This is a genomic window from Bradyrhizobium sp. Cp5.3 (genome assembly GCF_000426265.1).
Taxonomy (GTDB): Bacteria; Pseudomonadota; Alphaproteobacteria; order Rhizobiales; family Xanthobacteraceae; genus Bradyrhizobium; species Bradyrhizobium neotropicale.
In genome coordinates this window covers 261,550-287,131 of the sequence record NZ_AUFA01000003.1, presented here as the reverse complement: position 1 = coordinate 287,131, position 25,582 = coordinate 261,550, and the positions used below count along the sequence as shown (strand labels likewise).

The 25,582-nt window shown below is 64.7% G+C and carries 24 protein-coding genes and 1 riboswitch; of the genes, 3 read left to right on the top strand and 21 right to left on the bottom strand.

The features are described 5' to 3' along the window. Positions 1-1,197 (bottom strand): deoxyguanosinetriphosphate triphosphohydrolase, encoded by a 1,197-nt coding sequence (locus K289_RS0106665; RefSeq protein ID WP_035684034.1) that lies wholly within the window; start codon positions 1,195-1,197, stop codon positions 1-3. Positions 1,198-1,332: 135 nt separating this feature from the next. Here K289_RS0106665 and erpA point away from each other — a divergent pair, with 135 nt between their 5' ends. Then, positions 1,333-1,662, top strand: a complete 330-nt coding sequence (gene erpA / locus K289_RS0106660; protein WP_027550779.1) for an iron-sulfur cluster insertion protein ErpA — start codon at positions 1,333-1,335, stop codon at positions 1,660-1,662. Between the two features lie 4 nt (positions 1,663-1,666). Here erpA and K289_RS0106655 read toward each other — a convergent pair whose 3' ends face one another. Continuing rightward, positions 1,667-3,994: an ATP-binding protein gene (locus tag K289_RS0106655; protein WP_027550778.1), complete on the bottom strand. Its 2,328-nt coding sequence runs from the start codon at positions 3,992-3,994 to the stop codon at positions 1,667-1,669. A gap of 145 nt (positions 3,995-4,139) precedes the next feature. Between K289_RS0106655 and xth the strand changes: the two genes are divergently transcribed. Continuing rightward, positions 4,140-4,943, top strand: a complete 804-nt coding sequence (xth, locus tag K289_RS0106650) for an exodeoxyribonuclease III (RefSeq protein WP_035684030.1) — start codon at positions 4,140-4,142, stop codon at positions 4,941-4,943. A 69-nt stretch (positions 4,944-5,012) separates the two neighbouring features. Here the strand turns inward: xth and K289_RS0106645 are convergent, their stop codons facing one another. The 19 genes from K289_RS0106645 to K289_RS0106550 all read right to left on the bottom strand — a co-directional run bounded on the left by K289_RS0106645 (position 5,013) and on the right by K289_RS0106550 (position 23,005). Next, a complete protein-coding gene (locus K289_RS0106645) occupies positions 5,013-5,840 on the bottom strand; it encodes a tetratricopeptide repeat protein (protein ID WP_027550776.1) in 828 nt (275 codons plus the stop codon). After that, positions 5,827-7,551, bottom strand: coding sequence for a dihydroxy-acid dehydratase (gene ilvD, locus K289_RS0106640; RefSeq protein ID WP_027550775.1), 1,725 nt, complete (start codon positions 7,549-7,551; stop codon positions 5,827-5,829). The genes K289_RS0106645 and ilvD overlap by 14 nt, the downstream gene beginning before the upstream one ends. A 552-nt stretch (positions 7,552-8,103) precedes the next feature. Further along, on the bottom strand, positions 8,104-8,991 hold the full coding sequence (locus K289_RS0106635; protein ID WP_156917831.1) for a YncE family protein: 888 nt from the start codon (positions 8,989-8,991) through the stop codon (positions 8,104-8,106). A 20-nt stretch (positions 8,992-9,011) separates the two neighbouring features. Next, a complete protein-coding gene (locus K289_RS0106630) occupies positions 9,012-9,758 on the bottom strand; it encodes a sulfite exporter TauE/SafE family protein (protein ID WP_027550773.1) in 747 nt (248 codons plus the stop codon). A gap of 109 nt (positions 9,759-9,867) precedes the next feature. Next, positions 9,868-10,815: a DUF1259 domain-containing protein gene (locus tag K289_RS0106625; protein WP_027550772.1), complete on the bottom strand. Its 948-nt coding sequence runs from the start codon at positions 10,813-10,815 to the stop codon at positions 9,868-9,870. Positions 10,816-10,850: 35 nt separating this feature from the next. After that, positions 10,851-11,084, bottom strand: coding sequence for a hypothetical protein (locus tag K289_RS0106620; RefSeq protein ID WP_027550771.1), 234 nt, complete (start codon positions 11,082-11,084; stop codon positions 10,851-10,853). A gap of 41 nt (positions 11,085-11,125) precedes the next feature. Then, positions 11,126-11,293 carry a hypothetical protein gene (locus K289_RS50215; protein WP_245283858.1) on the bottom strand — a complete coding sequence of 56 codons (168 nt, stop codon included), beginning with the start codon at positions 11,291-11,293 and terminating at the stop codon, positions 11,126-11,128. A 356-nt stretch (positions 11,294-11,649) separates the two neighbouring features. Continuing rightward, positions 11,650-12,420, bottom strand: coding sequence for a CbtA family protein (locus tag K289_RS0106605; protein ID WP_027550770.1), 771 nt, complete (start codon positions 12,418-12,420; stop codon positions 11,650-11,652). A 10-nt stretch (positions 12,421-12,430) separates the two neighbouring features. Continuing rightward, entirely contained in the window at positions 12,431-12,622 is a 192-nt protein-coding gene (locus tag K289_RS43985; protein WP_035684023.1) for a CbtB-domain containing protein, read from the bottom strand. Then, positions 12,619-12,915: a hypothetical protein gene (locus K289_RS0106595; protein ID WP_027550769.1), complete on the bottom strand. Its 297-nt coding sequence runs from the start codon at positions 12,913-12,915 to the stop codon at positions 12,619-12,621. The genes K289_RS43985 and K289_RS0106595 overlap by 4 nt, the downstream gene beginning before the upstream one ends. Beyond that, positions 12,912-13,493, bottom strand: a complete 582-nt coding sequence (locus K289_RS0106590) for a hypothetical protein (protein WP_027550768.1) — start codon at positions 13,491-13,493, stop codon at positions 12,912-12,914. The genes K289_RS0106595 and K289_RS0106590 overlap by 4 nt, the downstream gene beginning before the upstream one ends. Before the next feature lie 52 nt (positions 13,494-13,545). Further along, positions 13,546-15,618, bottom strand: a complete 2,073-nt coding sequence (locus K289_RS0106585) for a TonB-dependent siderophore receptor (protein ID WP_027550767.1) — start codon at positions 15,616-15,618, stop codon at positions 13,546-13,548. Positions 15,619-15,727: 109 nt separating this feature from the next. After that, positions 15,728-15,925, bottom strand: a riboswitch (cobalamin riboswitch). A 53-nt stretch (positions 15,926-15,978) separates the two neighbouring features. Further along, complete coding sequence (locus K289_RS43980) at positions 15,979-16,413, bottom strand: response regulator (protein ID WP_371260789.1); 435 nt, start codon at positions 16,411-16,413, stop codon at positions 15,979-15,981. After that, the gene (locus K289_RS43975) at positions 16,406-19,768 is read right to left on the bottom strand and encodes an ATP-binding protein (RefSeq protein WP_198024666.1); all 3,363 of its coding nucleotides are present in this window, start codon (positions 19,766-19,768) and stop codon (positions 16,406-16,408) included. Before K289_RS43975 ends, K289_RS43980 begins: the two co-directional genes overlap by 8 nt. A gap of 137 nt (positions 19,769-19,905) precedes the next feature. Beyond that, positions 19,906-20,127, bottom strand: a complete 222-nt coding sequence (locus K289_RS0106570) for a hypothetical protein (RefSeq protein ID WP_027550766.1) — start codon at positions 20,125-20,127, stop codon at positions 19,906-19,908. 121 nt (positions 20,128-20,248) lie between these two features. Beyond that, positions 20,249-20,500 carry a hypothetical protein gene (locus tag K289_RS0106565; RefSeq protein WP_245283856.1) on the bottom strand — a complete coding sequence of 84 codons (252 nt, stop codon included), beginning with the start codon at positions 20,498-20,500 and terminating at the stop codon, positions 20,249-20,251. Between the two features lie 96 nt (positions 20,501-20,596). Further along, a complete protein-coding gene (locus K289_RS0106560; RefSeq protein ID WP_027550764.1) occupies positions 20,597-20,806 on the bottom strand; it encodes a hypothetical protein in 210 nt (69 codons plus the stop codon). Positions 20,807-20,963: 157 nt separating this feature from the next. Continuing rightward, positions 20,964-21,143 (bottom strand): hypothetical protein, encoded by a 180-nt coding sequence (locus tag K289_RS0106555; RefSeq protein ID WP_027550763.1) that lies wholly within the window; start codon positions 21,141-21,143, stop codon positions 20,964-20,966. 125 nt (positions 21,144-21,268) lie between these two features. After that, positions 21,269-23,005 (bottom strand): adenylate/guanylate cyclase domain-containing protein, encoded by a 1,737-nt coding sequence (locus K289_RS0106550; RefSeq protein ID WP_027550762.1) that lies wholly within the window; start codon positions 23,003-23,005, stop codon positions 21,269-21,271. A 337-nt stretch (positions 23,006-23,342) separates the two neighbouring features. Here K289_RS0106550 and K289_RS0106545 point away from each other — a divergent pair, with 337 nt between their 5' ends. Then, the gene (locus K289_RS0106545; protein WP_027550761.1) at positions 23,343-25,547 is read left to right on the top strand and encodes a lytic transglycosylase domain-containing protein; all 2,205 of its coding nucleotides are present in this window, start codon (positions 23,343-23,345) and stop codon (positions 25,545-25,547) included. Positions 25,548-25,582 lie beyond the last annotated feature (35 nt).

Genomic DNA, 25,582 nt, shown 5'->3' with positions numbered 1-25,582 from the left:
CTAACGCAAATCCGGGGTCGAGTCAAAAAGCCGCTGGTGCTCGGTCAGGGCGAAACGGTCGGTCATTCCGGCAATGAAATTGCCGATCCGGCGGGCCCGGTCGCCCTCGCCGTCGCCCTCCGCCCCCAGCAGCCACTCCGGCGGCAGCTCGGCCGGCGATGCCAGGTATTTCGCGAACAGGTCGAACAGGATCTGTTCCGCCTCCCCCATCACCCGCATCACCCGCTTGTGACGGTACATGTGCTGATAGAGGAACGCCTTGATGGCGGCTTCCTCCTCGGCCACCGCGACCGGGAATGCGATCAGTGCCCGGCTCTGCTGGCGCACGTCCTGAGCCGATTGCGGCTTGACCGCGGCGAGGTTCTTCTGAGCTTCCGCGAACACCGCGCCGATCAGATGCGAGATCAGCTCGCGCACCAGCTCGGCGCCACGCCTGACATCTTCGAGGGCGGGATAGTGCGCAGCCGTCTCGGCGATGATCTCGGCCGTGAGCGGCATCACCTTGAGATCATCGAGGTGGAACAGGCCTGCGCGCAGGCCATCGTCGATGTCATGGGCGTCATAGGCGATGTCGTCGGCAATCGCCGCAACCTGCGCCTCCAGCGAGGCAAAGCTCCACAATTCGAGGTCATAGGTCTTGATATAGTCGGCAATGCCGACGGGAATGCCATGCTCGCGATAGCGGCCAACCGGCGCGCCGCTGCGATCCGTCAGTGGGCCGTTGTGCTTGACGATGCCCTCCAGCGACTCCCAAGTGAGATTGAGCCCGTCGAACTCGGGATAGCGGTGCTCGAGAGCCGCGACGACGCGAAGGGCCTGGGCGTTGTGATCGAACCCGCCAAAATCTTTCAGGCACGCGTCGAGCGCCCGCTCGCCAGCGTGGCCGAACGGCGGGTGACCGAGATCATGGGCCAGTGCCAGGGTTTCCGTGAGGTCCTCGTCCAGTCCGAGCTGGCGGGCCAGCGCGCGGGCGATCTGCGCCACTTCCAGCGAGTGGGTCAGCCTGGTGCGATAGTGGTCGCCCTCATGGAACACGAACACCTGGGTCTTGTACTTGAGGCGGCGGAAGGCGGTGGAATGGATCACGCGGTCGCAATCGCGCCGGAACGGGCTGCGAGTCCGGCTCGGCGGCTCCGCGACCAGCCGGCCGCGACTGCGATCGGGATCACATGCATAGGGCGCGCGGGGGGCAGCCATTCCGACGGACACGACGAATTTAGTCCCTATCCATTTGATTCTGCGGACCCTTGCACTTAACTATGCCGGACGCGGGATACCAACTGAATTGGGCAAGTGAACTTGGTATGACTGCGCTGCGACCGGAGGCGAACGATGACGACTGACGTGACCATCAGCGACCGCGCCGCACGCCGGATTGGGGAGATCCTCAAGGGCGAAGGTTCCGGCGCGATGCTGCGGATCTCGGTCGAGGGCGGCGGTTGCTCCGGCTTTCAGTATAAGTTCGACATCGACCGTGCGCGGGCCGACGACGATCTCGTGATCGAACGGGACAGCGCTGTGGTGCTGGTCGATTCCGCGTCCCGGCCGTTCCTGGCAGGATCCGAGGTCGATTTCGTCGACGATCTGATCGGCGCCTCGTTCCGCGTCAACAATCCCAACGCGACCGCTTCCTGCGGCTGCGGGACGAGTTTTTCGATCTGACAGGCTAGGCGCCGGTTATCTGCCTTTCCTCGTCCGTCCAATCCGCGTCGACCGGCATCAGCTCCGGCTGAAGCGGGGCCCCCTCCGACCCCACGTGGTCCAGCGCCCGCAGCAGCGCCGCGACCAGCGCGGGCTTCCGCAAGGGCTTGGCCAGGAAGTCTGACATTCCCGCCTCGCGGCAGATCTTGACGTCCTCGGGGAACGCGTTGGCTGTCAGCGCGGTGATGGGCAAGGCCGTGAACCGGTCGCCTTGCGCGCGGATCGCCCGGGTCGCGGCAAGGCCATCCATGTCTGGCATGCGCACGTCCATCAGGACGACGTCGTAATCGCCTTCGGACGCCGCCTGCACGGCCTCGACACCATCGGTGACGACGCGAAGATCGACGTCGAAGGCGCCCAGCATCTTGCTCACGACCATGCGGTTGACGGCATCATCCTCCGCAACGAGCACCTTCAGCGGCCGATCGAGCGCGGCGATGCGGGCCTTGAGCTCGTCTTCTTCGTCGCGGGCGGCGTCCTGCTCGGACGCCAGCGCCTGGCTCCAGGGCAGCACCAGCGTGAAACGGAACGTCGAGCCCTCGCCCGGCGTCGAGGCGACGCCGATGGTGCCGCCCATCTGCTCGATGATGCGCCGGGAGATCGCGAGTCCAAGCCCAGTGCCGCCGAAACGACGGCTGATCGAGGCGTCGGCCTGCGAGAAGTCAGTGAACAGCTTGCCGACCTTCTCCGGCGCGATACCGATGCCGCTGTCGGTCACGGTCCATTCGACCGTGGCAAGCAGGTCGCGCCGCGCCTGGCAGGTCGCGGCGATTGTCACTTCGCCGGCGTCGGTGAATTTCACGGCATTGGAGGCGAGGTTGAGCAGCACCTGTCGGATGCGCGCGACGTCGCCGCGCAGCGTCGGCGGCAGGGTGGGGTCGAGCTCGACCTTGACGGCCAGCCCCTTGCTCTTGGCGCTCGCCCGCACCACGGTCGCAACCGCCTCGACCAGCGCCTGCGGAGCAAAATCGATCGCTTCGAACGCGAAGCGTCCGGCCTCGAGCTTGGAGAGATCGAGAATGTCGTTGAGGATGCGCTGAAGGTTGTCGCCCGACTCGCGGATCGTGGTGACGGCCTCGTGCTGCTCCGGATCGAGCTTGGTCTCGAGCAGCATGCTGGCGAGCCCGAGCACGCCGTTCATGGGCGTGCGGATCTCATGGCTCATCACCGCCAGAAAGTCCGACTTGGCGCGGCTCTCCGCCTCCGCCTTCTCGGCGCGCCAGCGCTCAGTCACGTCGCGTCCAAAGCCGCGATAGCCGAGGAACTGGCCGTCGCGGTCATAGGCAGGCTTGGCCGTCAGCGACCACAGCCGCGCCTCGCCGCCGGCGACCACCTTGATGCTCATCTCATGCAGCGGCTCGCCCTGCTCCATCAGGCCGACGACGTTGTAGGCCGCCGTCTTGTCCTCGGGACACAGCATGTCGAGCACGTCGACGAAGTGCGATCCCTTCAACAGCGGAAGCGGGAGCTGCGCGACGGCTGCGAAGCGCTCGGGCACGTCGGTCAGATGCCCCTCGGCGTCGGTCTGCCACAGCCAATCGCTGGCATTCTCCTGAAATTCCTTCAGCAGCAGCGAGATGATCTCGGTCTGCCGTTCGAGTGCGAGCTGGGCCTTCAGGTTGCCGAGGAAGAGGTTGCCCTGCGAGACGATGTTGCGCGCTATGAAGAACGCGAACAGCAGCAGGAACCCCGCGGTCACGAGATACGGCCCGGCGCCGCACAGCAGCAGCGCGCCGGCGCAGGCGATGGTCATGGTCGCGAGATAGACGAGGCCTGCACGCGGGAAGGTCGACAGCGTGAAGGCACCGCCGGACATCATGCCGACCATCAGGCAGGCGAGGATGAGCTGGCCGGTCGGCTCGATCCGGCTGAACAGCGCAAGCGGCAGCGTGCCCCAGATCGCCGCGAGGAAAAACGCCTGCCGCATCATCTGCCGCGTGGCGCGGGGCGAGGCCTCCTGCGGCGGGTTCTGGTGCGCCCGCCGCCACGAGCGCAGCGCGAGCGAGGCGGTGATGGCGAGAGTGATGCCCCATATCGCCAGGAAGCTGTTCCAGCCCCTACCCCAGAACAGGATCAGCACGATCGCGACCGTGAGCAGGTTCACGGCCATCGTCACCGGGATCAGCCGCGTCACCGCATCGACCTGCTTGGCGCGGATGCGGCGCATCTCGCGCTCGCTGAGATCGGCGGTCAGGCCGTCCTCGATCTCGAAGCCGCCGAGCCAATACAGGAACGCGCCGATGAGGCCGTCACGCGGCTGATGTCGATTTGAGGACTTTTCGGGCCATCCCATCCGAGCAACCTTTTTGGCATCAATGGCAGAAGGGCCGCTTAAGCCGGGTTAATTTTGTGGGTGATTTTGCGCCGGGCAGGCCGCCGCCTTGACGGGCGCGTTTGCAGTTTGTTCTAACGGTGGCCCCGCCTGGAGCCGCCCGACAATGCCCATCAGAGTAGCCACCTGGAACGTGAACTCGGTCCGACAGCGGATCGATCTTCTGCTCACATGGCTCAGGGAATGCCAACCGGACATCGTCTGCCTCCAGGAAATCAAATGCGTGGACGAGGCCTTCCCACGGCTAGAGATCGAGGCGCTCGGCTACAACGTCGTCACGCATGGACAGAAGACGTTCAACGGCGTCGCCCTGCTCTCCAAATTCCGCTTCGACGAGACCAAGTCGGGGCTCGCCGGTGACGACGAGGACGCGCACGCTCGCTTCCTCGAAGGCGTAGTGACGCTCAAGCGCGGGGTGCTGCGCATCGCCTGCCTCTATCTGCCCAACGGCAATCCGGTAGGCAGCGACAAATATCCCTACAAGCTCAAATGGATGTCGCGACTTCTTGAGTATTCGAAGGAGCGCCTTAGGACCGAGGAGCCGCTGATCCTCGCAGGCGACTTTAACGTCATCCCGGCCGCGCGCGACGTCTACAACCCGGCTGCCTGGACCGAGGACGCCCTGTTCAAGGCCGAGACGCGCGAGAGCTTTCAGTCCCTGCTCGGCCTCGGCCTGACCGACGCGCTGCGGGCGGTCACGGATGAGCCTGGGCTCTACACCTTCTGGGACTATCAGGCCGGCGCCTGGCAGAAGAATCAGGGCCTGCGCATCGACCATCTGTTGATGTCGCCGCAGGCGAGCGACCGGCTCGCCAATGTCGGCATCGACAGCTACGTGCGTGGCTGGGAGAAGCCCTCGGACCACGTGCCGGTATGGGCGGATCTGGATTTCGAGGCGGTCTTGAACTGAGGCCGTGCGAGCTTCGGTGAGGTGGCGGCACGGCGCCAAGGCGCCTTTGCCCACCCCACGCGGCGCCGATCAGTCCCGGCGGCCCTGCACCCACTGCTCGAGCATTTGCAGGCACATCGCGCGGTCGTCGTCGGAGGCCTTGGCGAAGGCGCGGTTGTAGCTTTCCTTGATCCAGGTCTCGTCGGCACCGGCGCTGTCACGCGCCAGGGTCAGCCACATCAGGCCGCGCGCGGCCTGCCGCGGCAGGCGGTCGCCGTTGAAGAGCATCTGGCCGAGCAGCGCCTGCGCCTCGTGCTGGCCCTTCTGCGCGGCAAGCCCGAGCCAGCGCGCGCCATAGCGGAAATCCTCGCGCGAGGCGTCCGGCGTCTTCAGATACAGGCGGGCGAGATCGTACTGCGCATCCGCATTGCCGAAATAGGACGCGGCATAAGAGAACATCTCCCGAGCCCGGTCTGGATCGGCCTTGATCTTCGAGTTCGGGATGCCGGCGAGGTAGTAGCGGCCGAGAGCGACGAAGGCGTTGGCGACGATCTGCGCCTGCGGCGCCGACGGGCTGTCCTCGGCATGGGCGTTGGCGATGCGGCTGAAATATTCGAACGCGCGCAGGTCGTCCTGGGCGACGCCGTCGCCATTGGCGTACATGCGGCCGAGCTTCCACTGCGCGATGGGGTGACCGCCTTCGGCAGCATATTGCAGGGCGCTGAGCGAGGTTTCCTGGGTGGTCGCGGCCGGCGGTACAGCCTTGCGCAGCGCACCCGCAGCGCTCGGCGCCGCCGTGACCACCGGGATCGCGGTATCCTTCTGGTTGACCGGCGCGCCGTCGAAGGCGAGCGCAGGTGCGGCCAGCGCAACAGCCCCGAACGCAAACGCAACTATGGTACGCCTAGATGTCCGCATAGCACTGCTTCTCGTGCGCGCCACCCGGATGGGTTACTGCCCCACCGACTGCTGGTCCAACTTGCTGAGCGTATTTCCAGAGCGCACCTGACGTATGGTTTGTCGCGCGAGGCCGCCACTTGGTCTGGCGCTGTGCAAGCTCAGAGTCGCTCAATTTTACGTTAAGGGTACCGGCGACGGCGTCGATCTCGATGATGTCGCCGTCCTCGAGCAGCCCGATCGGGCCGCCAACGGCCGCCTCGGGCCCGACATGGCCGATGCAGAAGCCGCGGGTGGCGCCGGAGAACCGGCCGTCGGTGATGAGCGCGATCTTGCCGCCCATGCCCTGACCGGTCAGCGCCGCTGTGGTCTGGAGCATTTCCCGCATGCCGGGACCGCCCTTCGGCCCCTCGTAGCGGATCACGATGACTTCGCCTTCGCGATAGGTGCGCTTCTGGACCGCCTCGAAAGCGTCCTCCTCACGGTCAAAGCACCGGGCTGGGCCGGTAAACCTGAGGTTGGACATTCCCGCGACTTTCACGATCGCACCTTCTGGCGCCAAATTGCCCTTCAGACCCACCACACCGCCTGTCACGGTGATCGGCTTGTCTGCCGGGTGCACCACATCCTGGTGCGGATTCCATTTCACGCTCTTGAGGTTTTCGGCGATCGTGCGGCCCGTGACGGTGAGGCAGTCACCGTGCAGGAAGCCGTTGTCGAGCAGCGTCTTCATCAGAAGCGGTATGCCGCCAACTTCAAACATGTCTTTGGCGACATAACGGCCACCCGGCTTCAAATCCGCGACATATGGTGTCTTTTTGAAGATTTCAGCGACGTCGAACAGGTCGAACTTGATGCCGGCTTCGTGAGCGATCGCCGGCAGGTGCAGTGCAGCATTGGTCGAGCCGCCGGAAGCCGCGACCACAGCCGCCGCGTTTTCCAGGGACTTACGGGTGACGATGTCGCGCGGCCGGATGTTGTCAGCGATCAGGTCCATGACCTTCTCGCCCGCGGTCATGCAGAAGGCATCTCGGATTTCATACGGCGCAGGGGCGCCGGCCGAGTACGGCAGCGCGAGCCCAATGGCCTCCGAGACCGTCGCCATGGTGTTGGCGGTGAACTGCGCACCGCAGGCTCCTGCCGAAGGGCACGCCACACGCTCGATCTCGTCGAGGTCCTCGTCGGACATGGCGCCGACGGAATGCTTGCCGACCGCCTCGAACATGTCCTGGACGGTAACCTGCTGCCCGCGGAAGTTGCCGGGCAGAATCGAGCCGCCATAGATGAAGATCGATGGCACGTTGAGGCGGAGCATCGCCATCATCATGCCCGGCAGCGACTTGTCGCAGCCGGCAAGACCGACGAGGGCGTCATAGGCGTGGCCACGAACGGTCAACTCGACGGAGTCGGCGATGCATTCGCGCGATGGCAGCGACGAGCGCATGCCGTCATGGCCCATGGCGATGCCGTCGGTGACGGTGATGGTGCAGAATTCCCGCGGCGTGCCGCCAGCCGACGCGACGCCCTTCTTCACCGCCTGGGCTTGGCGCATCAGGGCGATGTTACAGGGGGCGGCCTCATTCCAGCAGGAGGCGACGCCGACGAAGGGCTGGTGGATCTGCTCGGTGGTCAGACCCATGGCGTAGAAGTACGAGCGATGGGGCGCGCGCGCAGGGCCTTCCGTCACGTGACGGCTCGGCAGCCTCTGCTTGATGTTGGTCTTCGCGTCCATCGCTAACCAGTTTCTCCAGCCAACCCTTTCAGACCCGAAAAATCAGACCCAAGATTTGAATCGACCTTGGGATTTTCTCGTCGCCTGCGTCGGCCGTCGCCTGCCCTAAAGGATTAGAGCGATTTTATTCATGTCAGGGTGTGGCTAAAAAGCGGCGCTAACGCGAACGGACTGCGACGAGGGTTAAATCGCCGAGAGATGTTGCATAGACAGCACAATCGTGGCTCGCAGGACACGGATAGGCTTACTGACATACCTTTCGCACGACAACGCTCCACAACTTCAGATTTTGCAACGGTGTCTGCGCGCCCGCGCTTGTTGCAATGACGGCGCGCACCTGAACTGAGTCGCCGCTGCCGACCCTTCCGTCGTGGTCGGGCTTGTCCGGGCTCCGCCGGGTTCTCGATGCTAGCTAGGGCCAGCAAAGCTTCAACGAAGACGGCAAGCCTGGCCACGACGACTAATGACAGAGCAAGGCGCGGCGTCGGTCTTCGGCTTGCATTCGAAACTGCAGACACAGCTTCGCATTCTCGCGGCTGCTCGCGCTGTTCCTTAATCGCCCAACACCAGTACGCCGCCATGCCTCGGCGAAATCACGTAAAGCCGGTTGGGCACGACGATCGCCGTGGTATGCGCCCGTTCCGCCGTCACCGTCTGCATTCTGTTTCGGGTCCTTGGATCGATCGTCTCAATCAGGCCGGGATCGCCGATCGCCACATGTACCCGGCCGGTCGCCGGGTTGAAGAACGCGACATCAGGCGGCCCGGCAATCGGCCATACATTGGTGACCTTCCCGGATGTGCTGTCGACTTCGACCAGATCGCCGTCGTCGCAGGCCGCGTAGAGACGATTGCGGCCATGATCGATATCGAGGCCATGCGCGCCGCCGGACGGCAGCGGCCAATGAGCGACCTCGTCCAGGTCGCGCAGCCGCGCCGTCAGGATCATCGACGGTTCGCGGATGCAGAGGAATACACGCTCCGCGTTCGCGTCAGTGACGCACCAGCGCGGTCTGCCCGGCAGATCGATCGCCCGCTGCGTAAGCTCCTTCAGATTGATGACCTGAAGCGTTGGGCCCTGAAGGGCATCGCCGATGCACGCGGCTATGCCGATACCCAGGCGCTTGACGATCGCGGCACCGTTGGGCCGTGGCCCCGATGGGAAGACGCCTTTGATGTCGTAGCTCCTCGCGTCCAACCAGGTGATCGTTGCGGCACCGCGATTGGTCGTCAGGATATCCCCATCGTCGGCGACGGCACCGGCGACCGCCGGAAATCCCGCAAGCGTCGCAATGTGCTTTTGCCTATCGTGGTCGATGACCTCGATGCAATCGCGCGCGGTATGCGCGATGAAAATGCGACGCGTCCTGGGATCGTACGCGGCGTGATCGAAGTCGCTGTTCAAACCGTTGGGTATGGGGATAACGCCAAAAGTCTCCAAGGGCATTGTGGCCTCCTGACCTAGCGGGGAGCAAACGGCGACACGGACACGATCAACGACAGGCCCGAGAACAGCAGAAGCACCAACACGGTCTTTCGGAACGTCTCGTCGTCAATCTTTCCGAACAGCCTGAAGCCCAACCAAAGGCCGGCGATCATGAAGGGGATGCCGAGCGCGTAGAGCGCCAACGTGTCCCTGGTGATGGTGCCCGCGGCGGCTTGGGACAGCGAGATCACCACGAATGCCGCGAACAGCACCGGCTGAAACACGGCGCGCTGCAGCTCCTTGGGCCAGCCGCGCCATTGGCAGGAGATCGTCGAGATCACGCCGCCGAGTCCAGTCAAGCCGCCAAGCAAGCCATTCGACAGGCCGATCGCGATGTCGGCTCCGGTTCCGATCTTCATCGGAGCGAACGCCGGCCGCACCAGGCCGTAGATCGCATAGGCAATCAGCAGCACCCCGACGCCAAACCGAAGATAGGCAGGATTGAGGTAGGTCAGAATGCTGACGCCGATGGGCACGCCGATCACGGTCCCGAGTGCGAGGGGCCAGGCCTTTCGCAAGTTGAGGACATGCCGCAGCTTGAGGATGCCATAGCCCTGCGTGAGCAGGCCGTAGCCAGCAATCAAGGTGGCGGTTTGCACCGGCGTGATGATGTGCAGCCATACGCCTGACACGACGAGGCCCATGGCGAAGCCGGAAAAGCCACTGACGAAGCCGCCGACGAGAGCGGCAAGAGCAAAGACAACGAAGCCAAGTCCATCCATAGGATCGCTCCCCCCGAAAACGAGGTAGCGAGCACTTGGATGGAGATCCATCTGATGGGGAGGCCGCGGATCCCCACACTACAGCAAGATGTTCTGCCCGTGCCGGCCGTCAGCTCTTCGTGCTCGCCGTTTTGTCGAGCGCGGCGCGCAGGCCCTTGGCGAGCTTGATCGCGTCGTCGTTTGCCCAGAAGTGCATGAAGAACATCCGTGGCTGCTCGTTCAGCATGTGGCTGTGCAGCGCCGTCACCTCGATTCCGTTTGTCCGCAATGCGATGATCACCGGGTTCACCTCCTCACCCGTCAGGATGAAGTCGCCGGTGATTGCGGCTTTGCCAGCGCCGGTCGGCTGGAAGTTGATACCGATTGCGACCCCCATCGGTCCGACCGGGGCCAGTGGCATGCCGCCTTCGGTGATGGGATCGCGCCGCGGCACATTGAATTGATAGACGCCGCCATTGGCCTGTCCCTTGACGCCGATGATCTGATCAAGCTGTGCAGTGTCGAGATCGATCGCGGGCGGCGGGCTGGCCGGTGCCGCTGCCGTCAACGGGGTCTTGCTTTCGGCGAGCGCATCGTGGACCGCCGTAGCAAGCTTGGCCGGTTCGCCGTGTCCCAGGATATGCATGTAGAACGTCGCCGGGTTGGCGCGCAGCAGGTGATTGTGCACGGCAGTGATTTCAATCCCGCTCGCTATCATCTTGGCCATCACCGGACTGATCTCGGACTCGAGCAGGACCAGATCGCCCATGGCCATAACGCCGCCATGGGCAGGCTTGAATGCGACCCAGCCCCCGAGCGCGAGCGCCGGCTTGATTGTCACGCCATCGAGCGTCACGGCGAGATCGGATCGCGGAAAACCGTAGCGATGAACGTCGCCGCTGACGGCGGGCTTTCTTCCCAGCGCCTCATCGACCTTTTGCCAGTCGACATCTTCCGCCGCTTGCGCCGTCGAAATGAATGGTTCTGCGAACTTGCGCCAATCGGCCGCCTGCGCGCTCGCGCCGAGGGCGAAGAGCCAAGCGCTGGCGCCAATCAACACGGAGATTCTGCTTCGCATTGTTCTGCTCCTTGAATCAGATGTCTCTCGCGAACTTATTTCTGCAGCTTGATCTGGCCGCTGCTGTCGACAACGAGCCGGACTTGCTTGCCATCCTTCACCGCCTGAACGACCGTGCCTTCAGCGGTCGACTTGATGTCGCTTACCTCCGAGTAGCCGGCGGCCTGGACCCTGGCGGCAAGCTCCTGTCTGGTCAGGGCTTGCGCCGGCGACAATCCACCCGCAATCGCCAGCAACATGGCGACAGAAGAGATGACCTGTTTGCGCATGATTATTCTCCTGGTTGTCGCTCTGCCCCAGGTGATGAAGTTCAGGGATCGCCGGCCCATGGTCTGTCTTCTTGAAGACGCTCGGCATCCGACTGTTCCAGATCGTTGTCGTAGATTCGCGACAAGCCGAGCGAGACCGCGAGCACACCGGCGGCGGAAAGGCCGGAGACCACCGTATCCGCGGCCCGCTTCGCGCGAGTCGACGGCACCGATCGGTCGGAAGAGTCTGTCAGGAAAATCTGAGGTGTATGGAGACATGCTGCGCCCTCGTGATCAGGACGCGATTCTTCGGCATGTCGCCTCGCGGGGAGATCGCTTCCCCGTGCCATGAATTAGACCCCTCAACCGTGTCCTATGTCAACCCGCGCGCGTTCACGATCGGCGAGGAACCGAGCCGCGTTTTTTCAATTCGGACCTTCCGCCGCGTTGATATCAAGGTTCCACCAGCCTGCGCGCTCAGCGCTGCCTACGGCTTTCTCCAGGGCGCCTGGCCGTTTGGGCTTGTCGAGATGATCTGGTCAGCCGTTGCGCTACGGCGGTGGCGCGCAGCGAAGCCGGACCGGACTTAGGCAGGCCGGTCCGCGTTACGATCGAAACGCGCGAAGATCGTGCTCGTCAGCGAACCGAGGAGGCTCCAGAAGACCAGGCTCGTCAGCGTCACCGCGACCATGAACTGATGCGACAGCGAGGACGGCACGTTGGTCTCGACGTGCTGCTGCTCCGGCGCGCCGATCAGATGCGGCAATGTCAGCAGGATCACGCCGGCGATTGCCGCCGGCACCGTGCGGCGAAAGGCGATCAGTGCGAGGCCGGCGGCCGTCGCCAGCACTGCGGCCAGCCACCAGATCTGGCGCGACAGCAGCGGCGCGGTGGGCACGCCAGGCAGCTCCGGCGGCAGGCCGAGGCCGGGCGCGATTGTGAAGACGGCGAAGCCCGCCAAGCCCCATAACAGGCCTTCGTGCCAGGAAATGCTCTCCCCGGTCGCGCCGCTGCGGACCGCAAAAAAGCCGGCGAGGAGCAGCGCGAAGCCGATCGCGGTCAGCACGTTCGCGACGGCCGTGTAGGCATTGCGTTCCAGCCCCTCCCGCGGCTCCCAGCCCGCGGCGCCATGGTCATGGTCGGCGTGGCTGTGCCCCGCATGATCATGGCCGGCCGCAGCCGCCTGCGGCGCCGCCGCCGAATCATGCTCGTGCTGGTGCGTCTCCGCCGCCTTCTCGAAGACCTCGGCCTTCAGGATCAGGGGGACGGTGCCGAACTGCTGGGCGACCGTGACGATGAGACCAACGATGAAACCGGCAATGACCGACGAGAAGACGATCGAGCGAAACGTGCCCATGCCACCCCGGTCAGTGGCAGGGGAACGCGTTCGAATGGCGCACATCGTGCGCGGCGTTGTGGATGACATCGATGTGGGAGAAGCCCACGACGCCGACGATGAACACGCCGAGCACCATGGCCATTAGGGCCTGCGAAAGCCGCCCCACTTGCCCGGCTGCGACCGGCAGATGCGTAACCTGGGCATTCGTGAGCTGGCTCATAGCTGTTCTCCACTTGCGATTTGGGCGTCTTCTAGCAGCTTCCGGGCGATGTCGCGACTGGTAAGATGCAGGCTCGTACCCGCCGGAATGGCCTTGCGGGCGATCTTGGCGCCGGCGGCGGCCCGAAAAGCCTCCTCAAAGCGCCGGAAATAGCCGAGGCACTCCTCTGGCGAGGGCTCCGAGCCGAGCAGGGTCCGGAATGCCCCCCGATGCACGGCGCAGATCGCGCCGTGTCCCTGGACCGGAAAGACCAGGGACGTGATGTCGGCGCGCCAGTGAACTTCCGCGTTCAAGTCGAGATCGCGCGTCCCCGCCCGAACGAATTGATCAGGCGGACGATTTCACAGGCGGCGACGAGGCCGACCAACCAGACGGCGCTGAGCAGCCCGAGCCGGGTCACGATAGCGGCAGTGAAGGCCATCTGGCCGCCGAGGAACGGGGTCGCGGCGAACAGCGCGAGCTCATAGGCGGCGTAGGCACAGACGAGCGTGAGCGCGAGCACCAGCGGACTGCGGTTCTGCGGCAACACGCCGAGAACGGCCGACGACACCGCGGTCGCGACCAGCGCGGCGCCGCCGATGACAAAGCCCCAGGCGATGGTGCCGACATCGACCGGATAATGCAGCGCACCGAATCCGATGGTCTGGTTGACGAGCCACGCGCCGCTCACGACCAGCAGCGCCGGCGCGAGCCGCAGCATCGCCGCCGCCACCACGGCAAACGCCGCAAACGGTGTCGCACAGGCCAGCGCAAAGCTCGCCAGCGCGCACGCGGCGGTCAGCAACGCGAAGCAGAACAGCGCCGCATGACGCGGCTCGACCGGATGCAGACGAAATCGGTCGGCGTGAGACGGCAGAATGTCGAAAGCCATGAATGATCTCCTGGCTGGGAACTCTAGCACATTTTTCTCCTCGGCTACTTCGCTATTTCACGCCATAGCTCGCAATACGGATGCCGCCGAACACGCCGAGACCAGGCGCAAGGAATCCGGTCGGGTTCTGGTAGTGCAGGTTGAAGAGGTTATCGACACGAGTGAACACCTTGACCTCCTCGTTGACCGCATAGTCGCCGCGCAAATTGACGAGCATGTAGCCGGGCGTAACGATCCCGGACACCGAACCGTCGCGCGTGACATCCCGCCAGTCGCTGACGTGGAGCACCGTCGCGGACAGCATAAGCGGATCGATCGGCATCCAGGTCGCTGTCGCGCTCCACTTCTCCTGTGGCCGGCGCAGCAGCTGCAGCCCTGTTCCGGCATCGACGGCGCGGGTGAAAGTGTAGTCGGCGCGAATGCCAAAGCGCTCCGTGACCTGCGCCCAGACGAAGCTCTCGGTGCCCTCGGTCGTCGCGAGATTTACGTTCGCATAGGACGTGAAGGTGGCGTTGGTGGTGATGAGGTTGGTGATACTGTTGTGGAAATAGCTCGAGCCGAACCGGATGCGGTCGCTGAAGAGAGGTTGCTCGAAGCCGACATCATAGCCTTCGCTTTGCTCCGGCTTCAGGTTCGGATTCCCGAAGAAGCCGAAGGTCGGGAAATTCTGATAGAGCTCACTCAGCGTGGGCGCCTTGAAGCCAGTCCCGTAGCTCGCCTTCAGCTTGGTCTCGGTCACCGGAACGATCAGGGCCGGCGCGACGCGATAGGTCGCGCGCTCGCCGAACTGGTCATTGTGGTCGTTGCGGACGTTCGTGACGAGGAAGAAGCGCTTCACAAACTCCGACTGCAATTCGATGAATGCGGCCCTGTTGCCGTTCTCGGCCGAGAATCCCGTCGTATCGATCCGCTCGGTCTGCTGCTCCGCGCCGACGACGAGATTGTTGCCCCGCGTGAGCTCGGTAACGACGTGCCAGTCGTACTTGATGCGCTCGCCGGTCGTGATTGTCGCGAGTGGATCTTCCGGGCCGATGTCGGTGCTGCGGCTGCTCGCATAGTTCACAGCGAAATAATTCCTGATGCCGCCGTCGAGCAGCGACCAGACCGCTTCGTCGCGGTTGAAGAGCTGCTGGACCGCATGGGTGCTTTGCGCGGCGTTCGGCGTGCTCGGAAAGCCGCCGTCGCCGGTGAACAGCAAACTCGCGTCGGTATAGCGAACGACGCTGTTGACGGACCAGTTCTCGTTGATGTCGAGCCCGAGCTTGGTCGAGTAGGTCATGTTGTCGTAGTTGTTGCCGTTCGCCTTCCGCCCCGGGGGCAGCAACTGAAGCGGTGTTACGGGGATGTCGCCCGCATGGAAATGCGCCACATTGAAAGCATAGTTGAAGTTGTCCTGCGCGCCGCGCAGGCCCACGGTCTGGTTGAACGTGTTGAACGATCCGGTCTCGATCGACGCCGTCGCGCGTGCCGGCCCCTCGCCTTTTTGGGTGACTATCGAGATGACGCCGCCGATTGCGTCCGAGCCGTAGAGGCCGCTCTGCGGCCCGCGCAGTACTTCGAGCTGCTGGATGTCGGCGGTCAAAAGATGCGCGAAATCGAAGGCCTCGTTCGGCGTTGAGGGATCGCCAACGTCAATTCCGTCCACGAACACCTTGGTGTGGTTGGAATTGGTGCCGCGCATGAACACCGAGGTCTGTCCGCCCGGCCCGCCGGTCTGCACCACGTTCAATCCCGTCACCGTGTTCAGAACGTCGGGCACGGTGCGGTATTGCCGGGTCTGGATATCCCGTTCGGTCATCACGGTGACTGAGCTTGCCACCTGTCCCGCCGGTGTCGCAATGCCGGTCGGGCTAATCACGAGTGGCGATGCAGTGATTGGCGTCGCTGACGCGGGTGCCTGAGGCGGCTTGAGCGCCTCGCGCCGTGGGCGTGACCGCAGCGGAGCTGTGGGAGGCAACTGCACGATGCCCGCGACTGGTCTGGACGGCACGACCTCGACCGGAGGCAACAGATCGGGTGACGCCGATTGCTGCGCAAAAGCGGCAGAGAAATCCAGAGACAGCAGAGAAACGGACGCGAGAAGGCCGGCGCGAAAGCGCCTAGCGGCAAAGACAATAAGGGACACAGTTAGAACCTCGGCGAGACGTCAGTGGCACGTCACAGCGAACGAGGTTTCACGACGGAGCTATTGCTCCGGTGAAGCTAATGTCTGTACTCCCCGACCGACATCTTCGCGTGCGACCACGGCTGACGGCAGGTCTCCTGGCTCGCGGGTCGCTACCTTGCGTCGCCTTCCCAGGACCGAGATTCCCAGTGGCATATGACGAAAGATTCGCCGCTTACAGTTGCGGGGGCAGCCGTGGCGTTGGGACAACCCCGCACCACGTTCCCTTTTGATCTCCGTGAGGAGAACCGTCGGCGAGAATGTTACCGGCTCTCCAGAGCCGGAGTCAATCCGATCGTCGCATGGCGCCGTTGTCGCACGTTACTGACGAGGCTCATCGATCGAATGAAGGTCCTCCCAGGGCGCGACGACATTGCCCTCGCCCGGTCGCCTCGAGATCGCAAGACGTAGCGCGGCCTCAAGATCCTGTTGCTGGAACGGCTTCTGCAGGATCGGAACGTTGTGAAAATTCGCGAGCAGGCTCGCAGCGCCGTAGCCGGTTGCGAAGACGAGGGGAATGCCGCGCTCCGCAATGCGGCGCGCCACGTCGAAGGTCTGCCGTCCGTTGAGATTGACGTCGAGGACGGCGACGTCAAAGCTGAACGAGGTGGCCTTCTCGAGCGCATCGTCGATGCGCGCGGCGACGCCGGCGATCTCGCACCCGGCGTCGAGAAGGCTGTCCTCAAGCAACATCATGACCAACGCCTCGTCTTCGATGACGAGGACCCGCTGACCGGCGAGATCGATTTCAGACATCGTCATTCCCTCCGTCAGCGGTGGCTTCATCATGCGCGGCAAAATTGGCGCGGATTTCGTGCAGCGGCGCGCGAATGACGCAGACGACGCCCTCGCGCTCGAACCCCAGCTCGACCTGCGCGCCGCCGAATTCGTGGGGAAGGCCCTGCTGTATCAATCGCGTACCGAAGCCGCGTCGCGACGGGACCACAACGGTGGGACCGCCGCGCTCGATCCAGCGCAGCTCGAAATGCTCGCCGACGTCCCATCCGACCTGGATCTTTCCAGAGCCTCGGGACAACGCGCCGTACTTCACCGCATTGGTCGCGAGCTCATGCAGCGCCATCGAGATCGCGAGCGCCGCCGTAGGCTTGATCCGCAAGTCGGGACCGGCGATCGCGATCCTGCCGTCGGCCCCCTCGGCGTAGGCGCCGAGGGCTTCGATCACGACCTCGCGCAATTCCGCCGACTCCCAGTTTTCCCGCACCAGTACGTCGTGCGCCTTCGAGAGCGCGATCAGGCGGGCGTCGAAGGCCCTGCGCCCCTCGCCGAGGCTCGGGGCATTGCGCAGGGTCTGGAGCGCAAACGACTGCACGGTGGTCAGCGTGTTCTTGACGCGGTGATTGAGCTCGTTGACGAGCAACTCGCGATGGCGTTCCTGGCGCTTGCGCTCGGAAATGTCGATGGCTGCGCAGACCGCGCCCTGAAACTGTCCGGTCACATCGACGATCGGCGAGGCTTGGAAGATCGCGGTTGCGGACCCGCCGTCGGCGAAGCGGATCTCCAGCTCCTCGTTGCCGACCTCCTCGCCGCGCGCGGCGCGCTGCAACGGCAACTCGGACGCCGCAACTTCGCGGCCGTCGCGAAAGATGCGGCAGGCCGGACGCTCGGGCGGCGGTGCCGACAGCGACATGTTCGCATCGGGCCGGACCCGCAGCAGGCGCGCACCATAGGCATTGCCGAAGATGTGCTCGGCGCTCCGATCGTGCGTGAACCACACTGCCGTTGGCACCGTGTTGACCACGGCTTCCAGCCGCGCCGCCTGCTGGCGCTGCGTCTCTTCGGCCTCTCGCCGGATCCGCGCCAGCTGCAGATTGGCGCGCACGCGTGCCAGCAATTCGCGCGCCGAAAACGGCTTGTTGACGTAGTCGTCGGCCCCGGCCTCGAGGCCCTCGACTCGCGCCTCCTCGCCGGCCCGCGCCGACAACAGGATGACGGGCAATCCCCGCAGCTGACCATCGCCGCGCAGTTCGGCGAGCAGCCCGATGCCGTCGAGACGCGGCATCATCACATCGGAAAGAACGAGGTCGGGCCGCTGCCGCCGAGCGGCCTCGAGGGCCCCCCGCCCGTCGGAAAACACCTCGACCCGATAGCCCTGCGCGTCGAGCAGCCGTTTGACGTAGTCGCGCAGGTCGGCATTGTCGTCGGCCAGGATGATCCGCTCGCCACCGTCGCTCGTCAACGCGTCCGGCGTCTCCGATGCGCTCTCGAGGGCGAGGTCGCCACGCAGATCCGTCTCGGTCGCGTCGTGCGGAAGCCAACGCAGCGCCTCCTGGACATAGGCCTCGACGCGGCTTCCGATCGGCAGCGACGCGATCGCGCATTCGGCGACCTGCTCGGCGGCAAGATGCGCGCGCCCGAACGGGATGGTCACAGTGAAGGTGCTGCCGCGGCCGAAATCGCTGTCGACCATGATGGCGCCGCCGTGCTGCTTCACCAGCTCGTAAACCAGCGCAAGGCCGATGCCGCTGCCCTCGAACGTCCGTCCCCTCGCCCCCTCGATACGATGGAAGCGCTCGAACAGATGCGGCAGCTCATGGGTGGGGATGCCCGTTCCGGTGTCGAGCACCCTAAACTCGGCCGCAGTCCCGTCGCCGCTTGCGCGCATCTCCACCGTGATCTCGCCCTCGAACGTGAACTTGAACGCGTTCGAGATCAGGTTGAGGACGATCTTCTCCCACATCTCGCGATCGATGTAGACCGGCTGCGGCAGCGCCGGACAGGCGATGGTCAGGCGCAGGCCTGCCCGATCGGTCGCCGAGCGGAAATTGGAAGCGAGCTCCGCGGTGAAGGCGGCAAGATCGGTCAGCGCGAAACTGGCACGTACCCGACCCGCCTCGATACGGGAGAAATCGAGGAGGCTGTTCACGAGTCTCAAGAGCCGCAGCGAATTGCGATGCGCGGTGTCGAGGCGCTCGCGCTGGACCGGATGCAGCACCGTCTGCGAGGTGTCGTTGAGCGCATCCTCGATCGGTCCCAGCATCAGGGTCAGGGGCGTGCGGAATTCGTGGCTGATGTTGGAGAAGAATGCAGTCTTGGCGCGATCGATCTCGGCCAGCGCCTCGGCCCGCCGCCGCTCCTCCTCATAGGCCTGCGCGTTGGCGAGGCTCGCGCCGATCTCGCCGGCGGCGAGCTCGAGGAAACGGCGGTAATCGTCGTCGAACAGGCGGAACGGATTGAGGCCCGCGACAAGCACGCCCTTGCGTGCAGTCTCGCCGCGCGCCGGGATCGGGATCACGGCCGCCTGCCGCGGGCTCTGGTCCCAGACGCCGGGCGGAAACTCGGCCCCGAACCGCGACGCAAGGTGAGACACCACCTGCGACTTCTGCTCGCGAATGACTTCAGCGAGCGGCCAGGGCGACGGCGCGTCGAGCGACAGCCTGGTGATGGCAGCGGGATGGTCGCCGGCAAAGCCGGACGAGCCGACCAGCGCGATGTCGCGGCCGTCGGGCTCGACAAGGTAGATCAGGGCGAACGGCAGGTCCTTGGCGTCGGTTGCAAGCGCAAGACCGGCGCGACGGCAGGCGCCCCGGAGCGTGCGGGCCTCCGCGGTCGCTACCGCAAGCTCGCGCAGCAGCGCAAGCTGCCGATCGCCGATGACGCGCCGCGTATCGTCGGTGTTGGCGCAGATGATGCCCCCGGTCGTGCCGTCATCGTCGGGAACGGGGCTGTAGGAGAACGTGTAGTAGGTCTCCTCCTGGTAGCCGCTCCGCTCCATGATCAGGAGTTGCTCCTCGACGTAAGTGCCCTCGTCGCCGTGCATCGCTGTCGCGAGCATCGGCTCGATTTCAGTCCAGATCTCGCGCCAGATCTCCGCCGTCGGCCGGCCGAGAGCCCAGGGATGCTTGCCGCCGATGATCGATTTGTAGGCATCGTTGTAGAGATAGATCAGCTCGCGCCCCCAGCCGATCCAGATCGGCTGGCGCGACGTCAGCATGATTCGCACGGCGGTCTTCAGGCTGCGCGGCCAGGACGACGGTTCGCCGAGCGGACCTTTGGTCCAGTCGTGAGCGCGCAAGCGCGCGCCCATCTCCCCTCCGCCGGACAGGAAATCTGCGGGAGCCCGGGCCTTCGTTAGCTCGTAGACGCTGCTCAAATGAGGCTCCGATGCCGACAACAAGCCGAAGCGAACGTCACTCCACCGCGTTCGCGGTGCATCAACACCGCGCTCGGGACTTCCTGATCGTGCATGATCCTCTGGGCAAGCCGCCGCACACTCTCTTGGACCATGCGCTAGGCGGACTTCCTTTCCGTGCCCATCTGGACAACGGCCCGCTCGCCGGCATCGACGAGTTGACCGAAGCCGGTGCGTCCCGTCAGCGCGCAGCGAATGATGTTCTCGGCAATCGCCTTGCGGAAACAGTGGCTCTCGCCATCTGGGCGATTGCGGCAAATCCGATCCAGCGCCAGCTTCATGTTGATCCGTGTACGGGTATCGAAATGCTCGCCGATCATTCGCCCGGCCTCACTCAGTTGTTGTCCGGGCACAAACGTCCGACGACCCGGCCGAGTTCCTGAGAACGGAAAAGTGCAGGCGCGCGCGAAGCCCGATGCGCCACAGAGAGCGCGGCGCAGCTTACGTCCGCCCTCTTATGCGCTGCGCCTGCGCCCATGCCATCTCAACGCCCCGAGGCGGAGCATCCAGCCGCCGGATCGGGGTCAGCTCGCCGGATGCCGAGATGATCGCGGTCTCCTCGCTGCGGCAGCGCGGGCAGACGAAGCGAACCTCATGCGGGGATGCGGACCAACCGGAACGTTTGACGTTGGCCGCCATCGGCCAGGTCTCGCAATGCGAGCAGGATACCAGGAACCGACCGGGATCGAGCATACCCATCTCCAAAGGCCTCCGGCCCTGCCCGCCTCCTCAATGATTAACCCATGTGAATCGTTCCGGAGCCTGATACCGCCGCGAGAGGCTCGCGCTTCAGCGCGCGCCCTTGAGCGTGCAAGAGGTCGTGCAAGTGACCGTGGTGCCGTGATCGCACGTCTTGCAGGCGTTGACACATTGGTTCATGTCGCGCGAATTGTAGCTGTAATTCCGCACCGGGCAGGCCGCGGTCGAGCCGGTAATGTCCTGTTCCGGCTCGCAGGCCGCTGTCATGAGCGCAAGCAAGATGACCGCAAGAACCCGCATGGGATCGCCCTGTAAGACACTGGCGCAAGCAACGTCCGCGGGGCGCGCGTCGCACCGGCAACCGCCCCCGGCATTCCCATTGGGAGCAATCGCAAATCACGACGCTCCACATCCATGAGGATGCGCGCGAAATATTAAGAACGGATTGCAGCGGGCGTCAGGCCGCGGCCTTGTTGCTTGCAATCACCTGCCGCATATCGGCCGCGAGCTGGTAATAGTGGCCGGCAAGCTTGAGATAAAATTCCCGCTTGGCGGTATCGGTGGCGAGCTTGGCGATCAACTCGCATTCGGCGGTGAGTGTCTCGAAGCGTTCCAGCCTGTCCTGATGCTCTGTCATCGCCGTGTCCCCATTTTACGCAACAAGGACGATCAACCTAAGCCCAGGAAATAGGTCACGGCCAACATCGTTATTTGATAGCATCAATTTTTGCCGGCGCGGGCAGCGCCGGCCGTCGCGAACAGTTATTTGCTGTCCATGCGCCACGCGCCGTCCCAATCGGCCGCCGGCGGATTTACCTTGAGCTGCGCGATGCGGGCAAGCATCGTGCGCGACGGCCCGTCGCCGGGTACGCTCTCCAAGGCAGCGTTGAACGCGGCGCCAGCAGCGTCGAAGCTGCGCGCGCGATAGGCGGCAAGGCCCTCGGCATAATGCTTGCGCAGGGTCTCCTGCGCTACGGTCAGCGCGCCGGCCCTTCCCAGCACTTCGAATACGGGCTGCGGCACGCTCTGCCCCACGACAGCGAGACGATCGATCTCGCGCAACTCGAAGCGCGGTCCGATCGCATCCGCGGTCGCCTGCGCGATCAGGATGCGAGTACCATAAGCCTTGTTGACGGCCTCCAGCCGCGAGGCGAGGTTCACCGCGTCGCCCATCACGGTGAAGCTCATCATCAGATCGGAGCCGATGCTGCCGGTCAAAACCTCGCCGGTGGCGATGCCGATCCGCAAATCGCACGGCGCCGGCATGGCGCGAATGCCGAGAAGGTCCGGCAGCTGCTTCTGCAGTTCGGGCACCTGATCGGCCATGTCGATGGCGGCCAGACATGCAAGTTCGGCCTGCTCCGCCTCCTCGATGAAGGGCGGGCCCCAATAGGACATGATGGCGTCGCCGATATATTTGTCGATGACGCCGCGATTGTTCCTGATCGGACCGGACATCACCGTGAAATAGTGGTTCATCACCTTGACGAGGCCGCGCGGGGTCATGCCCTCGCTCATCGAGGTGAAGCCGCTCATGTCGCAGAACATGATGGTCATCACCCGGCGCTGGCCGTCGATGGCGACCTCCGGCCGATCGATCAGTCCCTGCACCACCTTGGGATCGATGTAGCGGCCGAAGGTCTCGCGGATACGCTCGTTCTGGCGGAGCTGCTCGACCATGCGGTTGAAGGCGGAGGCGAGTTCACCGATCTCGTCCTGGGTCGAGACGGTGATGGGCTTGTCGAAGCGGCCCGCCTCAACCTCGCGCGTGCCGGCGAGCAACAGCCGCACTGGCCGCGTGATACCGCTGGACACAAGCAGCGCAAAGGTAAACCCCACGACTGCTGCGAGAACGGTGACGACCCCTGAGATGATGATCGCCTGGTGCTGGTGGCGGATCACCTGCGACGTGCTGGCGTAGACCTGCTTCAGCATGTCGGCGCGGATCACATCGATCTTCTGGTTGAACTGGTCGCGTATCGCGTCGAGGTGCTCCAGCGTGCTGCGAGCCTCCGCCGCCTGCTTGGCGTCGACTTGCTTGAGGAGCTTCGCGTGGTCCTCGTTCATATCGCGGCGCAGCTCGGTGACGGCGGTTTCGATGCGGGTCTCGATCCGCGCCAGCGTGGCATTGTCCGAAGGCGTCCTGGGATCGTCGATGATCGCGTTGATGAACGCGCGTGCGCGCTCAGCCTCCTCCTCGATCTTCCGGTCCGCTTCCTCGAACTCGCGCAGGCGCGCTGCATAGGCCTCCTCGTCCGAGGGCGACTGCATCTTGGTCATCACCATTCGCCGCAGCGCCACCGCCCGTTCCAGCGACCGGATATTGGCGCGCGCCAAGTCTCCGTAGGCCGGGATGTAGCGGTTGGTCAGTTCGTCGAGCAGGACACCGACCTGGCTGGACATCACCATCGATAGAATCGCGGTGACCAGCATCAGGACGATCAGTCCGAGGGCGATGCCGACAATCTTGCGCCGGATCGACTGGTTGAAAATCGGCATTGGTGCGGGCAAAGGGTGAGTGTAACGGCTCGGGAACCTCCATACACCGGTTTTGGCCGCGGGAACACGCGCAATCTGGGCTTCTCGAGGGTGGTGGGTCGTCCTGAGCCGGCGTAACCGACGTGCCAGCCCTATTCCTTAACGAGAATTAAACGAGACGCCCTGTACGCTCGCCGGAAAGTTCCCGTCCGTTCCATTCCGTATTTTGCCGCATTGTTGCGAGAGCGTGACCAATGCGAAGCGTTGCCATATCATCACTGCCGCATCGCTTCTGAGTCTCAAGCCGCATTCAGATCGCGGACCTTGGTTTGTAGTGGTTTCGCAGGGGGACCATGGAATGAACCAGTGCCTACGCTCGCTCGCGTGTGTCATCACCGTTGCCGCACTCGCCCTCCTCTCGACAGAAGCGGCGGCGAAAAGCGGTCACAAATCATCCGCACCGAAGAAGACGCATGAGGCCAAGGCTGGCAACAAGGCCGGCAAGCAGCGTCACGCCGCAGCCGCCAAGGCGCGGCACGGCAAACATGCCGAAGCCAAACGCAAGTCGAAGAAGCCGGACGACGAGCCCTCGGACAAGCCGGCGCCACCGCCCCTGACCGGCGACCTCGCCGTGCTGAAGGACGCAATCGACCTTGCGCGCAAGGGCAAGACTGCCGATGCCACCGCGGCGCGCGATCGGATCACCGACCCCGCCGGACAGAAGCTTGCCGAATGGTTCATCCTGCGCCACTCCGAGACCACGGCAGATTTCGAACGCTACGCGGCCTTCATTGCGGCCAATCCGGACTGGCCGAGCCGCGCGCTCTTGCGCCGCCGCGCAGAAGCGCGGCTCTGGCAGGACAAGAGCGATGCGGCTACCGTGCACAAATTCACGATGGACCGGCCGACCACGGCCAAGGGCAAGCTTGCGCTCGCCCGCGTGCTGCTCACTGAGGGCGATCGCGGCCGCGCGCAAATCCTCGTCCGCAATACCTGGCGCACCGAGGAACTGTCGGAGCGCAGCGAGGAGGACGCCTATGAAGCGTTCCGCGATCTCCTGACCGCGGACGACCATCGCGCGCGCATGGACAAGCGCCTGGGGGTCAAGGACTACGCCGGAGCGAAGCGCGCGGCCAAGCGGCTCGGCGGCGACGAGCTTGCGATCGCCAAGGCCTGTGCCGCGGTCACCGGCAAGGCCAACAAAGCCAAGGATTATCTCGACGACGTGTCGACTGAAGCGCGCCGCGATCTCGGCTATGTCCTGTGCCGCGCGCAGTGGCACCTCCAGAAGGACCGCATCGATGATGCGGCCGAGGTGATCCTCGCCGCCGCGCCCGATACCATGGCGGCCCAGGACACTGACGCCTGGTGGCGCGAACGGCGCCTGCTCGCGCGCAGGCTGCTCGACCAGGGCAAGTCCAGGACCGCCTATGACGTGGTGCGGGCGGCCGCAGTGCCAGAAAAGGAGGTCTATCGCGTAGACTACCACTTCATGTGCGGCTGGATCGCGCTGCGCTATCTCGACGATCCCAAGACCGCGATGATGCACTTCGCCTCGATCGACGAGGGCTCGGCCAATCCGATCGCATTGTCGCGGGCCCATTACTGGCGCGGTCGCGCCGCCGAGGCGATGGGCGCGACGGCTGATGCCCGCCTGAGCTATCAGGCGGCGGCACGCTATTCAACGGCCTACTACGGCCAGCTCGCCCGCGCCAGGCTCGGCCTCGACCGGATCGAGCTACGCGCACCCTCGCCCGTAGTGCTGGCTTCGGCCGACGCGCCGCCTGCGGACGAGCGCGTGCGCGCGGCCGACATGCTCTACGCCGTCGGCGAGCGCGACGTTGTCTTCTATTACGCCGAGGATCTTGCCGAGCAGAGCAGCGATGTCGCCGCCCTCGAAGCGCTCGGCGAGCTCGCGGGCCGGCGCAACGATGCCCGTACGATGCTCGAGATCGGCAAGTCGGCGCTGGCGCGCGGACTCGCGCTCGACCATTACGCCTTCCCGACCATCGGGATTCCGGCTCACAAGCAGGTCGCGCCCGAGATCGAGCAGAGCGTAATCTATTCGGTGGCGCGCACCGAAAGCTCCTTCGACCAGCGCGACAAGTCGCCCGCCAACGCCGTCGGGCTGATGCAGGTGACGCCGGAAGCGGGACGCGACACGGCCAAGCGCTTCGGCGTGCCCTATGATTGGGACCGTATGGTCTCCGATCCCGTCTACAACACGCAGATGGGCGCGGCCGAGCTGAGCGCGCTTCTATCGGAATACCGCGGCAACCAGATCATGACCTTTGCCGGCTACAATGCCGGCCGCGGCCGGGTGCGCGAATGGGTGCAGGCGCATGGCGATCCCCGCGATCCCAAGGTCGATCCCGTCGACTGGGTCGAGCGCATTCCGCTGTCGGAGACGCGCAACTACGTGCAGCGCGTGATGGAGAATGTGCTGGTCTACCGCGCGCGCTTCGAGGGCAGCGGATTGGTCACGGCGAAGTCCGAGCAGCGTGTCCCGACGCATGAAGTGAGCGCGGCACCGACGGCATCGGCCGCAGCCCCGGCGCCCTAGGTTCGCACCGCCGGGGCTGGACACGGCGCGAAGCG

Bases quoted from the DNA above. Each gene is read 5' to 3' on its own strand.
- K289_RS0106565 (WP_245283856.1), bottom strand. From the start codon at position 20,500: ATGCTCGATCCCGGTCGGTTCCTGGTATCCTGCTCGCATTGCGAGACC.
- K289_RS0106630 (WP_027550773.1), bottom strand. From the start codon at position 9,758: ATGGATGGACTTGGCTTCGTTGTCTTTGCTCTTGCCGCTCTCGTCGGC.
- K289_RS0106545 (WP_027550761.1), top strand. From the start codon at position 23,343: ATGAACCAGTGCCTACGCTCGCTCGCGTGTGTCATCACCGTTGCCGCA.
- K289_RS43980 (WP_371260789.1), bottom strand. From the start codon at position 16,413: ATGTCTGAAATCGATCTCGCCGGTCAGCGGGTCCTCGTCATCGAAGAC.
- K289_RS43985 (WP_035684023.1), bottom strand. From the start codon at position 12,622: ATGAGCCAGCTCACGAATGCCCAGGTTACGCATCTGCCGGTCGCAGCC.
- K289_RS0106570 (WP_027550766.1), bottom strand. From the start codon at position 20,127: ATGATCGGCGAGCATTTCGATACCCGTACACGGATCAACATGAAGCTG.
- K289_RS0106655 (WP_027550778.1), bottom strand. From the start codon at position 3,994: ATGGGATGGCCCGAAAAGTCCTCAAATCGACATCAGCCGCGTGACGGC.
- ilvD (WP_027550775.1), bottom strand. From the start codon at position 7,551: ATGGACGCGAAGACCAACATCAAGCAGAGGCTGCCGAGCCGTCACGTG.
- K289_RS0106555 (WP_027550763.1), bottom strand. From the start codon at position 21,143: ATGACAGAGCATCAGGACAGGCTGGAACGCTTCGAGACACTCACCGCC.
- erpA (WP_027550779.1), top strand. From the start codon at position 1,333: ATGACGACTGACGTGACCATCAGCGACCGCGCCGCACGCCGGATTGGG.
- K289_RS0106550 (WP_027550762.1), bottom strand. From the start codon at position 23,005: ATGCCGATTTTCAACCAGTCGATCCGGCGCAAGATTGTCGGCATCGCC.
- K289_RS0106590 (WP_027550768.1), bottom strand. From the start codon at position 13,493: ATGGCTTTCGACATTCTGCCGTCTCACGCCGACCGATTTCGTCTGCAT.
- K289_RS0106665 (WP_035684034.1), bottom strand. From the start codon at position 1,197: ATGGCTGCCCCCCGCGCGCCCTATGCATGTGATCCCGATCGCAGTCGC.
- K289_RS0106605 (WP_027550770.1), bottom strand. From the start codon at position 12,420: ATGGGCACGTTTCGCTCGATCGTCTTCTCGTCGGTCATTGCCGGTTTC.
- K289_RS0106620 (WP_027550771.1), bottom strand. From the start codon at position 11,084: ATGCGCAAACAGGTCATCTCTTCTGTCGCCATGTTGCTGGCGATTGCG.
- K289_RS0106560 (WP_027550764.1), bottom strand. From the start codon at position 20,806: ATGCGGGTTCTTGCGGTCATCTTGCTTGCGCTCATGACAGCGGCCTGC.
- xth (WP_035684030.1), top strand. From the start codon at position 4,140: ATGCCCATCAGAGTAGCCACCTGGAACGTGAACTCGGTCCGACAGCGG.
- K289_RS0106625 (WP_027550772.1), bottom strand. From the start codon at position 10,815: ATGCGAAGCAGAATCTCCGTGTTGATTGGCGCCAGCGCTTGGCTCTTC.
- K289_RS0106645 (WP_027550776.1), bottom strand. From the start codon at position 5,840: ATGCGGACATCTAGGCGTACCATAGTTGCGTTTGCGTTCGGGGCTGTT.